The sequence below is a fragment of the [Ruminococcus] torques ATCC 27756 genome (assembly GCF_000153925.1).
Taxonomy (GTDB): Bacteria; Bacillota; Clostridia; order Lachnospirales; family Lachnospiraceae; genus Mediterraneibacter; species Mediterraneibacter torques.
In genome coordinates this window covers 57808-70862 of record NZ_DS264367.1, presented here as the reverse complement: position 1 = coordinate 70862, position 13055 = coordinate 57808, and the positions used below count along the sequence as shown (strand labels likewise).

Annotated in this window: 12 protein-coding genes; 11 read left to right on the top strand and 1 reads right to left on the bottom strand. The window is 36.5% G+C overall.

Annotated features, from left to right (window positions below):
* Window positions 1-14 precede the first annotated feature (14 nt).
* The 6 genes from yidD (at window position 15) to rsmG (ending at window position 6807) form a co-directional block, all read left to right on the top strand.
* Entirely contained in the window at window positions 15-227 is a 213-nt protein-coding gene (gene yidD, locus RUMTOR_RS10265; protein WP_009242967.1) for a membrane protein insertion efficiency factor YidD, read from the top strand.
* A 12-nt stretch (window positions 228-239) separates the two neighbouring features.
* Complete coding sequence (locus RUMTOR_RS10260) at window positions 240-1565, top strand: YidC/Oxa1 family membrane protein insertase (protein ID WP_004847677.1); 1326 nt, start codon at window positions 240-242, stop codon at window positions 1563-1565.
* 27 nt (window positions 1566-1592) lie between these two features.
* The gene (gene jag / locus RUMTOR_RS10255; RefSeq protein ID WP_044998229.1) at window positions 1593-2471 is read left to right on the top strand and encodes an RNA-binding cell elongation regulator Jag/EloR; all 879 of its coding nucleotides are present in this window, start codon (window positions 1593-1595) and stop codon (window positions 2469-2471) included.
* A 212-nt stretch (window positions 2472-2683) separates the two neighbouring features.
* Window positions 2684-4081: a tRNA uridine-5-carboxymethylaminomethyl(34) synthesis GTPase MnmE gene (mnmE, locus tag RUMTOR_RS10250; protein ID WP_004847675.1), complete on the top strand. Its 1398-nt coding sequence runs from the start codon at window positions 2684-2686 to the stop codon at window positions 4079-4081.
* Window positions 4047-5957 carry a tRNA uridine-5-carboxymethylaminomethyl(34) synthesis enzyme MnmG gene (gene mnmG, locus RUMTOR_RS10245; RefSeq protein WP_004847674.1) on the top strand — a complete coding sequence of 637 codons (1911 nt, stop codon included), beginning with the start codon at window positions 4047-4049 and terminating at the stop codon, window positions 5955-5957. Before mnmE ends, mnmG begins: the two co-directional genes overlap by 35 nt.
* 130 nt (window positions 5958-6087) lie before the next feature.
* Window positions 6088-6807 (top strand): 16S rRNA (guanine(527)-N(7))-methyltransferase RsmG, encoded by a 720-nt coding sequence (gene rsmG, locus RUMTOR_RS10240; RefSeq protein ID WP_004847673.1) that lies wholly within the window; start codon window positions 6088-6090, stop codon window positions 6805-6807.
* A gap of 236 nt (window positions 6808-7043) precedes the next feature.
* Here rsmG and RUMTOR_RS10235 read toward each other — a convergent pair whose 3' ends face one another.
* Complete coding sequence (locus RUMTOR_RS10235) at window positions 7044-8000, bottom strand: hypothetical protein (protein ID WP_004847672.1); 957 nt, start codon at window positions 7998-8000, stop codon at window positions 7044-7046.
* 434 nt (window positions 8001-8434) lie between these two features.
* Between RUMTOR_RS10235 and RUMTOR_RS10230 the strand changes: the two genes are divergently transcribed.
* From RUMTOR_RS10230 to RUMTOR_RS10210, 5 genes are all read left to right on the top strand, one after another.
* Entirely contained in the window at window positions 8435-9202 is a 768-nt protein-coding gene (locus RUMTOR_RS10230; RefSeq protein WP_004847671.1) for a ParA family protein, read from the top strand.
* Between the two features lie 2 nt (window positions 9203-9204).
* Window positions 9205-10119, top strand: coding sequence for a ParB/RepB/Spo0J family partition protein (locus tag RUMTOR_RS10225; protein WP_004847670.1), 915 nt, complete (start codon window positions 9205-9207; stop codon window positions 10117-10119).
* A gap of 80 nt (window positions 10120-10199) precedes the next feature.
* Complete coding sequence (locus RUMTOR_RS10220) at window positions 10200-10727, top strand: DUF4446 family protein (protein WP_004847669.1); 528 nt, start codon at window positions 10200-10202, stop codon at window positions 10725-10727.
* Between the two features lie 104 nt (window positions 10728-10831).
* Complete coding sequence (serS, locus tag RUMTOR_RS10215; RefSeq protein ID WP_004847668.1) at window positions 10832-12121, top strand: serine--tRNA ligase; 1290 nt, start codon at window positions 10832-10834, stop codon at window positions 12119-12121.
* Window positions 12122-12167: 46 nt separating this feature from the next.
* Window positions 12168-13043 (top strand): DUF3881 family protein, encoded by an 876-nt coding sequence (locus RUMTOR_RS10210; protein ID WP_004847667.1) that lies wholly within the window; start codon window positions 12168-12170, stop codon window positions 13041-13043.
* Window positions 13044-13055 lie beyond the last annotated feature (12 nt).

Below are 13055 nucleotides of genomic sequence, written 5' to 3'. Positions count from 1 at the left end.
AGGAAGTGGCGCGGATGAAGCAGGTGATGTTATGGCTGATCCGGTTTTACAGAAAGTATTTATCCGGTATGAAAGGATACAGCACATGTAAGTATTATCCCACATGTTCCCAGTATGGGATCGAGGCGATAGAAAAATACGGTGCGGTTAAAGGCGGTGCACTGACCGTCTGGAGAATCCTGCGCTGCAATCCGTTTTCAAAAGGCGGGTATGATCCGGTACCTTAAGGAGGACAAGTAATGGAAATTTTTGTAATGTCGGCTGCAGGAATTTATGACTGGCCGATCATTAAGCAAGTATCATGGCTGTTAGGTCAGGTCATGAACGGAATCTACAACGCGTTGAGCGCAATCGGAATTGAAAATATCGGTGTGGCGATTATCGTATTTACGATTATCGTATATACGCTTCTTCTTCCGCTTACGATCAAACAGCAGAAGTTTACAAAGATGTCGGCAGTAATGCAGCCGGAGATTCAGAAGATCCAGAAAAGATATGCAAATAAAAAGGATCAGGCTTCCATGCTGAAACAGCAGGAAGAGATGAATATGGTTTACGATAAATATGGTCTGAAGATGTCAAGCGGATGTCTTCCTTCATTATTGCAGCTCGTATTCCTGTTCGGACTTTATCCGGTAGTACAAAATATTCCGGAATATGTTACAAAAGTAAGAAACGTATATATACCTCTTGTTGAGAAAATCCAGGCAACAACAGGGTATGAGAAGATTATGTCATCTCTTGCGACAGGTCTTGTTCCGGGAGCTGAATCATTAGATTATACTAAAGCGGGCAATATGATCGAAGTGATGTATAAATTCCAAAGTTCCACATGGAATGAGCTGGTCGATAAGATGCCGAAATTTGAAAGCGTTGTAAATAATACTATGTCAGAAGTTTCTCATCTGAATAACTTTTTGGGAGTCGATATAGGAGCACATCCGTGGAATCTTCTTACAGATGCTTTGGCGGCGGCTTCGATCGCAGGAGTTATTATCGCAGTACTGATTCCGGTACTTGCAGGTTTGACACAGTTTATCAGCGTGAAACTTTCACAGGCAGGCGCAGGTGGAGCGGCAATGAGTGATGATAATCCGATGGCAGCTTCCATGAAGACAATGACTTATACAATGCCGTTGATCTCTGTTGTATTCGGTTTTACACTCCCGGCAGGACTTGGTTTATACTGGGTAGCCAGCGCGGCTGTACGAAGCGTTCAGCAGCTTGCGGTAAATAAATATTTGTCGAAAAAGAGTATTGATGATATTATAAAAGAAAATCAGGAAAAAGCGAAAAAGAAACGCGAGAAAAAAGGTACTTCGGCAGAAGAAATCAATAAGATGGCAACAACAAGTACCCGGAACGTAGGAACATCTTCTTCTAAGGCAAAGGGAAGAGCAATCGATGCCGAAAAAGAAGAAAAGATCAGAAAAGCACAGGAACTTGCGAAAAATGCAAAACCCGGAAGTCTTACATCAAAGGCAAATCTTGTAAATAAATATAACAGCGGTGTAAAAACAGAAGAAGTGATTCCGGAGAAGCAGGATAATAAAAAGAAGAAGTAAACTGTTTGCGGGAAAGGAATGAATGGTATGAAAGGTAGTATCAGAGTATCTGCGAAAACTTTGGACGATGCGATTACAGAAGCGTTGATTCAATTAGGTGTTACAAGCGACAGACTTGAATATAATGTCATTGAAAAAGGAAGCGCAGGTTTTCTTGGAATCGGTATGAAACAGGCTGTGATCGAAGCGTGGAAAAAAGAAGATAAAGAAGAAGAAGAGTTTCTGAAAGCTGTCGAAGAAACAATAAGAGAGAATCCCGTAAAAGAGTATTTTGCAAAAGAAGACAATGTAAAAGAAGATGATGTAAAAGAACATCAGGCAGAAGAAGCAGCGAAAAAGGAAGAAGCTGTGCGGGAAGAAAAGACAGAAAAAGAAGAAGCTTCAGTAAATGCAAAAGAAGAAAAGTCAGAGCCGGTATCTGTAAAAGAAAAAGAGCTTCTTGCAAAAGTAGAAGATGAGACGATCAGATATGTAGAGCAGTTTGTAAAAGACACATTAAAAGCGATGGATATGGATGTTGAGATCACATCGTCAATCGACAAAGACGGAGCTCTTTATGTTGATATGAAAGGTGAGAATATGGGAATTCTTATCGGTAAGAGAGGACAAACTCTTGATTCCCTTCAATATCTTGCAAACCGCGTTGCAAACAAACATCAGTCAGGTTATGTAAGAGTGAAACTCGATACAGAAAATTATCGTGCAAGAAGAGAAGAGACATTAAAACATCTTGCGAAAAATATTGCACATAAGGTAAAAAGGAACAGAAGACCTGTTATACTTGAGCCGATGAACCCGTATGAAAGAAGGATTATTCATTCCACACTGCAGTCAGATCCATATGTAACGACACACAGTGAAGGTGAAGAGCCGTACAGAAAAGTTGTAGTTACATTAAAAAGATAATTAAATAAAATAAAAGACGTCTGATAGTTTGCGGATATCGTGAAACGTCAGGCGTTTTTTTGTGAATAAATAAGTGGATAAATAAGCTGACGTTTACGGAAATGTTTTAAGTTGACGAATGGGAACTTTCAATCTAAAATAAAATGTAATGCTTTATTTTTAGTTTGCGGGAAGTTAAGTATTAAATTAAGAAATCGGGAGAACGGGATAAAATGAGAAAAGAAACGATCGCAGCCATATCGACCGGAATGACAAACTCGGGAATAGGAATTGTGAGAATCAGCGGAGAGGAAGCTGTTTTAGTTGCAGACCGTATTTACAGAGGTAAGAAAAAGCTTTGTGAAGTAAAAAGCCATACGATAAATTATGGATATATTGTAGACAGAGAAATATCTTCGGCAGAAAAGAAATCGGAAGAAGTAATAGACGAGGTTCTTGTAACTGTGATGAAAGCTCCCGGAACATTTACAGGAGAAGATACCGTGGAGATAAATTGTCACGGCGGAACATTTGTTGTAAAAAAAGTGTTGGAACTCGTGTTAAAAAACGGGGCAAGTCCCGCCGAACCGGGAGAATTTACAAAGAGGGCATTTTTAAACGGAAAGATGGATCTTTCACAGGCTGAAGCGGTTATAGATGTAATCAATTCCGAAAACGAATATGCACTTCAAAGTTCTGTCAGCCAGCTAAAAGGAAGCGTAAAAAAGAAGATTAATGATATAAGAAAAAAAATTATTTATCATACGGCATTTATAGAGACAGCGCTTGATGATCCGGAGCATATCAGCGTAGATGGATATTCCGATACTTTGCGCAGTTCGGCGGAAGAGATTATTCAGGAATTGGAACGACTGATTCATTCGGCAGATGACGGTCGCGTGATAAAAGAAGGAATCAAAACGGTGATTGTCGGAAAACCGAACGCAGGAAAATCGTCACTTTTGAATGTTCTTGCAGGACATGAGAGAGCAATCGTAACAGATATAGAAGGAACAACGAGAGATGTATTAGAAGAGACGATCAAATTAGGCGGACTCAACTTAAATGTTGTCGATACGGCAGGAATCCGCCAGACAGAAGATCTGATTGAAAAAATCGGCGTAGATAAAGCGTTAGAATATGCAGAGACAGCAGATCTGATCATTTATGTAGTCGATGCATCGAGAAGTCTGGATGAAAATGATGAGAAGATCATTAATATGATCAGTGACAAAAAGTCGATTGTTTTATTAAATAAATCAGATATCGACACTGTGATTTCGGCAGAACATATAAAAGAAAAAGTTTCAAATATTCCGATCATCTCAATATCTGCAAAAGAAGAAAGAGGAATCAAAGACCTGGAAGATAAAGTGAAAGAGATGTTTTTAAAAGGCGACATTTCATTTAATGATCAAGTGTATATATCAAATGTTCGTCAGAAAAACGCTCTGTTGGAAGCTCTCGAAAGTATGAAAAAGGTAATAAGAAGTATCGATGATAATATGCCGGAAGATTTTTATTCGATCGATTTGATGGATGCGTATGAAAGTCTCGGGTATATTACGGGAAATTCAGTAGGAGAAGACTTGATAAATGAAATATTCAGCAAATTCTGTATGGGAAAATAAAGATCAATATGATATTGCGGTTGTAGGAGCGGGACACGCAGGATGTGAAGCAGCGCTGGCGTGCGCCCGGTTAGGATTTAAAACGGTAATGTTTACGGTAAGTGTAGACAGTATTGCATTGATGCCGTGTAATCCGAATATAGGGGGAAGTTCAAAAGGACATCTTGTAAAAGAAATCGATGCCCTCGGCGGAGAAATGGGAAAGGTGATCGACAAGACATTTATACAGTCGAAAATGTTAAATCAGTCAAAAGGTCCGGCAGTTCACTCTCTTCGTGCACAGGCAGATAAATCCGACTATAGCAAAGAGATGCGGAGGGTTTTGGAAGAACAGGACAATCTTGATATCCGTCAGATGGAAGTGACGGATATTATAGCAGACGATCCGAATGAATCTGGAATTCGGAAAATAAAAGGGGTTCAGACATATTCGGGGGCTATATATCCGTGTAAAGCCGTTATTTTGTGTACAGGCACATATTTAAAAGCCCGCTGCATTTACGGAGAAATAAGTACGCAGACAGGTCCTAACGGGCTGCAGAGCGCAAATTATCTTACCGACAGTTTGAAATCACTTGGAATTAAGATGTATAGATTTAAAACGGGAACTCCTGCAAGAATTGATAAAAACTCAATCGATTTTACAAAGATGGAAGAACAAAAAGGTGATGAAAGAGTCGTGCCTTTTTCTTTTACGACAGATCCGGAAGACGTTCAGATCGATCAAGTGTCATGCTGGCTTACATATACAAACGAAACGACGCACGAAATCATTCGGGAAAATCTGGACAGATCGCCGCTGTTTTCCGGTGCGATTGAAGGAACAGGACCGAGATATTGTCCGTCGATAGAAGATAAAGTAGTAAAATTCCCAGATAAAAACAGACATCAGGTCTTTATTGAGCCGGAAGGAATCCATACAAATGAAATGTATGTCGGCGGAATGTCGAGTTCATTACCGGAAGACGTTCAGTATGCAATGTATAGAAGTGTTCCGGGTTTGGAACATGCAAAGATCGTAAGAAATGCATATGCGATCGAGTATGATTGTATAGATGCAAGGCAGTTAAAAAGTACGTTGGAATTTAAAAATATAGAAGGATTATTCAGCGGCGGGCAGTTTAACGGAAGTTCGGGATATGAAGAAGCTGCGGCACAGGGAATCGTAGCCGGAATTAATGCGGCAAGAAAATTGCAGGGAAAAGAAGGGATTGTCATTGACAGATCACAGGGGTATATAGGTGTTTTAATCGATGATCTCGTTACAAAAGAGAGTCGCGAGCCATATCGGATGATGACGTCAAGAGCAGAGTACAGACTTTTGCTCAGACAGGATAATGCAGACCAAAGATTAACAAAAATAGGATATAAGATAGGTCTTATCAGCGAAGAAAGATACGAGAAACTGCTTGAAAAAGAACGGTTGATCGAAGAAGAAATACATCGGGTGGAACGGGTAAATATCGGAACGTCGGAAGAAGTTCAGAATCTGTTAAAAACATATGAAAGCACCCCGTTAACATCAGGAACAACTCTTGCGGAACTGATCAGAAGACCTGAATTATCGTATGAAAAACTTGCTCCGATAGACAAAAACAGAAAAAATCTTCCCGAAGACGTGGCACAGCAGGTTGATATTAATATTAAATACGACGGGTATATAAAACGTCAGATGCGTCAAGTGGAACAATTTAAAAAATTGGAAAATAAAAAGATACCGGAAGATATAAATTATGATGAAATAAAAAGTCTCCGTATAGAAGCAAAACAGAAATTAAATCAGATCCGTCCTGCATCGATAGGACAGGCATCCAGAATATCAGGAGTATCTCCGGCAGATGTATCGGTTCTTCTTGTTTATTTAGGAAGCAGATGAGAAGTATTTAGAATGTAGATAGAGAATAAAATATAAAATAGATTTTATATTTGTATGAAGTATTATTAAAAACTCTGTTCTATTACAAATAGAACAGAGTTGAAAAGTGGAACAGTTAAAAGAGGAAAAGATGATGGCAGAAAAAAGTAAGTTTGAAGAAGAACTTGAAAAATTGAATATTAATCTTACAGAACATCAGAAAGAGCAGTTTGATCGCTATTATGAAATGCTCGTAGAATGGAATAATGTAATGAATCTGACAGGAATTACCGATTATGACGAGGTAAATCTGAAACATTTTACAGATAGTCTGACGCTTGTAAGAAATATAGATATGAATAAGATAGATGCGGTAATAGATATAGGAACAGGAGCAGGTTTTCCCGGACTTCCGATAAAGATAGCGTTTCCGCATATTCACGTTGTTTTGCTTGATTCATTAAATAAAAGAATAAAATTCTTAAATGCAGTTATAGAAGAATTAGATCTTGCAGACGTCGAAACACTTCACGGAAGAGCGGAAGATTATGCGAAAAGAAAGGAATACAGAGAACAGTTTGATCTTTGCGTATCGAGAGCTGTTGCAAATTTATCAACTTTGAGTGAGTATTGTATTCCTTTTGTAAAAAGAAACGGATATTTTGTTTCATATAAAAGCGGCTCATCTGATGAAGAAATTCAACAGGCAGAAAAGGCAGTGAATATACTTGGCGGAAAAATCGAAAAAACAGACAAATTTTTATTACCGGAAACAGATATGGGAAGGGCGCTTGTAAATATTAAAAAGATTAAAATTACACCGGCAAAATATCCGAGGAAGGCCGGAATGCCTTCAAGAGAGCCGTTATAACATGTCGGCATATAAAGGTTGCGCATAAAAATATTATAAAAACGGAAATACAAGAAAAAGAGAGAATATATAACTAAAAGTGAGCATATATAACTAAAAAATGTGAATAAGTATAATTGAGGAATAAATAAAAACGCCGGAATACGGCGTTTTTATTTATTAAAATTTAAATTTTAAAAAGTATTCTATAAAATGAATTTAAAAAGATAAATTTATGAATGTCATATATTGATAAGCTATTTCTCTAAGAGCGGTTTTACTATTTCAATAAATTCATCCGATTTTTCCACATGAGGAAGCATTTTAGCATGATCTATTCCGATGATTTCTATCTCCGGAATTTGATTTTGATATTGGTTTGCGGAAAGAATATTTTCAGGATTATCATTTCCTATAATAATTGTAATTTTATTTTTTAATTTGCCCAGACAAAAAGAAATATTTGCATTTGTATAACCCAATTTCTGACAAGCGTATACATATTTTGAATGAGATTTATTTCTGTGCGATGATTCAAAACATCCTAATATATCTTTTTCATTTACTTTGTTTTGATTGTAGAAATATGCGGAAGTAAATCTCTCGTATATAATGGATTTTCTTGTTTTTATGTTATATATAAAAGTACCTATAACAGGCATATATAGTATGTTTTTTAATAATTTGCTCTGTTTAGAAGGAACTTTTGCAAGTGAAACTAAGCTTTGAGGATTTATCATTATAATACGATCGATTAAGGTGTCGTCATTTGCACATGTCATTAAAACAAAAGGAGAGGAGTCCCGCGAAACAATGACGTCTGTTTTTTCACCTATTACATTTTTGATAAAATCGGTAAGCAGCTGCACATATAAAAAGTTAGTATATGTTAAGATCGGACGTTCAGAACAACCACATCCAAGCAAATCAATAGAATATACAGTGTTTGTTGCTGAAAAGTGATCTATGATCTTATTCCATTCATGAGAAGATGAGAAAACATTAAAATTGTGTATAAGAAGAAGAGGCGTTCCTGCCCCTTTCTTTTTATAAGAAATTTTTCCGTATTTCCAATCATAGACGTTATAATCATCTGCACCAAGAAGATTATCAGCAGTAGCAATATATGTAGAGATTCTGTTAAAAACATGCATTGCCGTTAAAGAAACACCTGTAAAAACAGCAATTCTCTTTAATAACTTATTCTTATCCATAGGATTTCACCATCTTTCAATACTTTATTTAATTATTATACTACACTGAATTTATCAATTCAAGAATGAAAGAAATAATAAGAATATTTTAAGAGATAATAGAAATGATTTATAAAATGTTTCACGTGAAACATTTTATTGTAATAAAAAGCAGAAGCAGAAATAAAAAAGTCAAAAATAGAAAATGATTTTTTGTTAGTAATGGTAGATATAAAAGGTTATTTTAAAAGATAAAAACGTGAAAAGTTAATAAAATGTTTCACGTGAAACATTCAAAAGTTATAGATTAATAATTTGAAAAGTGGTATAATATAAAATACGCGAACATAAGGAATTTAGATTGTGAAAACATCAGTGTTCTTATTGCGAGCGTCTTGGAATATGAAGCAATATTATATAAAATATGTTAAAAGAACGCATATGAGGAGGCAAAAATGGGGAGAATAATAGCTATTGCCAACCAAAAAGGCGGGGTAGGTAAGACAACAACTTCTATAAATCTATCGGCTGCTCTTGCAAGTAAAGGGAAAAAAGTTCTTGCTCTTGATATGGATCCACAAGGAAATATGACAAGTGGTTTAGGTGTTGATAAAGACGAAGCTGAAAAAACAGTTTATGATCTGATAATAGGAAATGCGGGAATTGAAGAGTGTATATGTAAAGATGCACTTGAAAATCTTGACGTTCTTCCTTCTAATATAAACCTTTCGGCGGCAGAGATTGAATTGATCGGTGTTGAAAATAAGGAATATATATTAAAAACTGAAGTGGAAAAAGTAAAAGATGAATATGATTTTGTTGTAATTGATTGTCCGCCTGCATTGAGCATGCTTACAATAAATGCAATGACAACGGCTGATTCTATAATAGTGCCTATACAATGCGAATATTATGCATTGGAAGGACTGAGTCAGTTGATACATACGATTGAACTTGTACAGGAGAGATTGAATCCGAATCTTGAGATAGAAGGCGTCGTATTTACAATGTATGATGCAAGAACGAATCTTTCCCTACAAGTTGTGGAAAACGTTAAGGATAATTTGAATCAGAATATTTATAAGACAATTATTCCGAGAAATATTAGATTAGCGGAAGCTCCTAGTTATGGAATGCCGATCAATCTTTATGATCCGAAGTCAACAGGAGCTACGAGTTATATGCTGTTGGCAGAAGAAGTTATTCATAAAGGAGAAGAGTGATTATGGCAGGGAAAAGAAATGGTCTTGGAAAAGGATTGGATAGTCTTATCCCGAATAAGACTGTGAAGGAAGAATCAGCATCTCAGCAGAAAGTAAGTAAAGAAAAACAAGAAAAAAATGTTGGATCCGGGGAAATATTAGTAAAAATAAATGAAGTTGAACCGAACAGAGAACAGCCAAGAAAAGAATTTGATGAAGATTCGCTTATGGAATTGGCAGATTCTATCAGGCAATTTGGAATATTACAGCCGCTTCTTGTTCAAAAAAAGAAAGATTATTATGAAATCATAGCGGGTGAGAGAAGATGGAGAGCTGCAAAGCTTGCGGGAATTAAAGATGTTCCGATTATTGTGAAAAACTATACGGATCAGGAGATTGTTGAAATTTCTCTTATTGAAAATATTCAGAGGGAAAATTTGAATCCGATCGAGGAAGCAATGGCATATAAACGTCTGCTAGAGGAATTTGATTTAAAACAAGATGAAGTTGCAGAGCGGGTTTCAAAAAGTCGGACAGCGGTAACGAATTCCATGCGGCTGCTTAAACTAAGTGAGCGTGTACAGCAGATGATAGTTGATGATATGATCAGTACCGGACATGCAAGAGCTTTGTTGGCGCTTGACGATGAAGAACAGCAGTATATATTGGCAAACAAGATATTTGATGAAAAATTAAGCGTTCGGGAAACTGAAAAACTTGTAAAAGCTTTAAAAAATCCCAAAAAAGAAGTAAAAGTACAAAAACGAGAACACATGTTTGTGTACAATAATCTCGAAGAACACTTGAAAAATATAATAGGAACAAAAGTGAGTGTTAACCCAAAAGCGAATGGAAAGGGAAAGATTGAGATAGAATATTATTCAGAGGAAGAACTTGAAAGAATCTATGATTTGATCATGTCTATTCAATCAAAATAGAAGAAATAGAAATGTGAAAAGGAAGAACGTATAGAAAAAAGATGAAGCAAAAGTCATAAAATATGGGGAGATGAAAAGAAATGAAAGGTATATTGGATAGTTGGGGAGTAGATCCGTTTTATCTGTTTGTCGTTATGTTTATCATACAAATTGTAATGATCGTATTGTATGTGATGCTGAATACAAAATATAGACGTTTACAGAAAAGTTATGTAACATTTATGCGTGGAAAAAACGGAAAAAATCTTGAAAAAAGTATTTTCGGCAAATTTGATGAACTGGATGAAATCGCAGAACTTGTGAGAGCAAATGAAAAAGAAGTAAAAGAAATTTCGGAAAAAATGAAAACACATTATCAGAAGGTCGGAATTGTCAAATACGATGCTTTTCACGAAATGGGCGGAGAATTGAGTTTTGCACTTACAATGCTGGATGAAAACAATAACGGATGGATCTTCAATGCAATGCACAGCAGAGAAGGCTGTTACACTTATATAAAAGAAGTTGTAAACGGTGAAAGCTATATTGAGTTATCATCCGAAGAAAAAGAATGTCTGGAAAAAGCGGTGTATCAAGAAAAATATGATTTGAGAGATATGGAAGAATAACCGTATAGAAAAGTGTGATCATAAAGAAAAGATATAAGTTTTAGCAATAATAAAATGTGAATTTTAATTAGGAAAAGAGTAAAGAAGAAAAAGGAGTATATGTTATGTTAGATATTAAATTTTTAAGAAGTAACCCGGAAATCGTAAAACAAAATATTAAAAATAAATTTCAGGATGAAAAACTTCCTCTTGTTGATGAAGTAATTGAATTAGACTTAAGAAACAGAGAGATAAAGCAGGAAGTAGAAGCTCTTCGTGCAGAAAAGAATAAATCTTCAAAAGAAATCGGAGCAATGATGGCTCAGAAAAAATTTGAAGAAGCAGAAGTTCTTAAGAAAAAAGTAAGTGAAAGCGCAGGAAGAATCGAGGAGTTGTCTGTAGAAGAAAAAGAAGTTGAAGAAAAAATCAAGAAAATCATGATGACCATTCCGAATATTATCGATCCGTCTGTTCCGATTGGAAAAGATGACAGTGAGAATGTAGAACTCGAGCGTTTTGGAGAGCCGGTAGTTCCTGATTTTGAAATTCCGTATCACACAGAGATTATGGAAGCGTTTAACGGCATTGATCTTGACAGTGCGAGAAAAGTTGCAGGAAACGGTTTTTATTATCTTATGGGAGATATAGCAAGACTGCATTCGGCAGTGATATCTTATGCCCGCGATTTTATGATCAACAGAGGTTTTACATATTGTATACCTCCGTTTATGATCAGAAGTAATGTTGTTACAGGCGTAATGAGTTTTGCGGAAATGGATGCGATGATGTATAAGATTGAAGGAGAAGATCTTTATCTTATCGGAACAAGCGAGCATTCTATGATCGGAAAGTTTATTAATACACAGCTTACGGAAGAGGAACTTCCACAGACACTGACAAGTTATTCACCTTGTTTCAGAAAAGAAAAAGGAGCTCACGGAATCGAAGAAAGAGGAGTATACCGTATTCATCAGTTTGAAAAACAGGAAATGATCGTTGTCTGCAAACCGGAAGAAAGTATGGAGTGGTATGAAAAATTGTGGAAAAATACAGTTGATCTGTTCCGTTCTATGGATATTCCGGTAAGAACACTTGAGTGTTGTTCGGGAGATCTTGCAGATTTGAAAGTGAAGTCTGTAGATGTAGAAGCGTGGTCTCCGCGTCAGAAAAAATATTTTGAGGTAGGAAGTTGTTCAAATCTCGGAGATGCACAGGCGAGACGTCTCGGTATTCGCGTGAAAGGTAAAGACGGAAGCTATTTTGCACATACACTGAATAATACAGTTGTCGCTCCGCCGAGAATGCTGATTGCATTTTTGGAAAATAATCTTCAGGCTGACGGATCGGTAAAAATTCCTGAAGTTCTCAGACCGTATATGGGCGGAAATGAGAAAATAGAAGTCAAGAAAAAATAAGAGTAAAAAGATCTGAAAACAATCAAGACAGAAAGATGAAAAATAGATGCATAAGTATTTAAAAGCGTTAGGATTTGATAATATTCAAACAAGATCAGACTTAAAAAAGCTGTTGGAAGAAGTTGAAGAGCAGTGTACTCATCAGACAATAGTTTCTTATAAGCCGGGAGAAGATTTCTGTGAGCTGAAAAAAGAATACGGACAAAGTATGGGAATTGCACTGTGCGGCGGATTAGATGAAAGAGAATATTTTGATCCTTATTATTATTTTCCGTATTTTGAAGGAAGCGGTATAAGCACATATGCAGAAATTGCCGTAGAGAGAAAAATTGAAAAAGAACAATATCTCGGAATGTGTGAAGATTCTAAGATCGGAATAAGTCTGATATTTACGGTGCAGAACGGAATCGAATATATGAGAGAGCGTCAGGCCGGATTCCCGGCAGATCCGACGACGTCAGTTACTTTATCCGGGCTTGCTTTATCAGGAATGATATTGCTTCCGGTAAGCAAAGACGAGAAAAGCGTAAGGTCGGAAAAAGAAGCTTCGGATAACCGGAAGATGCTCATTAATGCAGCAAGAAACGGAGATCAGAGCGCGATAGAAACACTGACATTAGACGATATAGATATGTATTCTCAAGTTTCAAAAAGACTTGCAAATGAGGATATATTTTCTATAGTGGATACGTATTTTATGCCGTATGGAATAGAGTGCGATCTTTATTCTATCATGGGAGAGATACTGGCAGTCCGCAGACGAAAAAACATCGTCACGGACAGGGAAGTATATCAGATGAAGCTTAATGTAAACGAGCTTCAATTTGATATATGTGTTCCCGTATCCGAGACGATGGGAGAACCTGAGATCGGGAGACGGTTCAAAGGAACAATCTGGCTGCAGGGATATATTAATTTTTAATATGAATAATCG

Coding starts and splice junctions, on each gene's coding strand:
- mnmG (WP_004847674.1), top strand. CDS start 4,047: ATGAAATATTCAGCAAATTCTGTATGGGAAAATAAAGATCAATATGAT.
- RUMTOR_RS10260 (WP_004847677.1), top strand. CDS start 240: ATGGAAATTTTTGTAATGTCGGCTGCAGGAATTTATGACTGGCCGATC.
- RUMTOR_RS10235 (WP_004847672.1), bottom strand. CDS start 8,000: ATGGATAAGAATAAGTTATTAAAGAGAATTGCTGTTTTTACAGGTGTT.
- RUMTOR_RS10220 (WP_004847669.1), top strand. CDS start 10,200: ATGAAAGGTATATTGGATAGTTGGGGAGTAGATCCGTTTTATCTGTTT.
- RUMTOR_RS10230 (WP_004847671.1), top strand. CDS start 8,435: ATGGGGAGAATAATAGCTATTGCCAACCAAAAAGGCGGGGTAGGTAAG.
- mnmE (WP_004847675.1), top strand. CDS start 2,684: ATGAGAAAAGAAACGATCGCAGCCATATCGACCGGAATGACAAACTCG.
- yidD (WP_009242967.1), top strand. CDS start 15: ATGAAGCAGGTGATGTTATGGCTGATCCGGTTTTACAGAAAGTATTTA.
- rsmG (WP_004847673.1), top strand. CDS start 6,088: ATGATGGCAGAAAAAAGTAAGTTTGAAGAAGAACTTGAAAAATTGAAT.
- serS (WP_004847668.1), top strand. CDS start 10,832: ATGTTAGATATTAAATTTTTAAGAAGTAACCCGGAAATCGTAAAACAA.
- RUMTOR_RS10210 (WP_004847667.1), top strand. CDS start 12,168: ATGCATAAGTATTTAAAAGCGTTAGGATTTGATAATATTCAAACAAGA.
- RUMTOR_RS10225 (WP_004847670.1), top strand. CDS start 9,205: ATGGCAGGGAAAAGAAATGGTCTTGGAAAAGGATTGGATAGTCTTATC.
- jag (WP_044998229.1), top strand. CDS start 1,593: ATGAAAGGTAGTATCAGAGTATCTGCGAAAACTTTGGACGATGCGATT.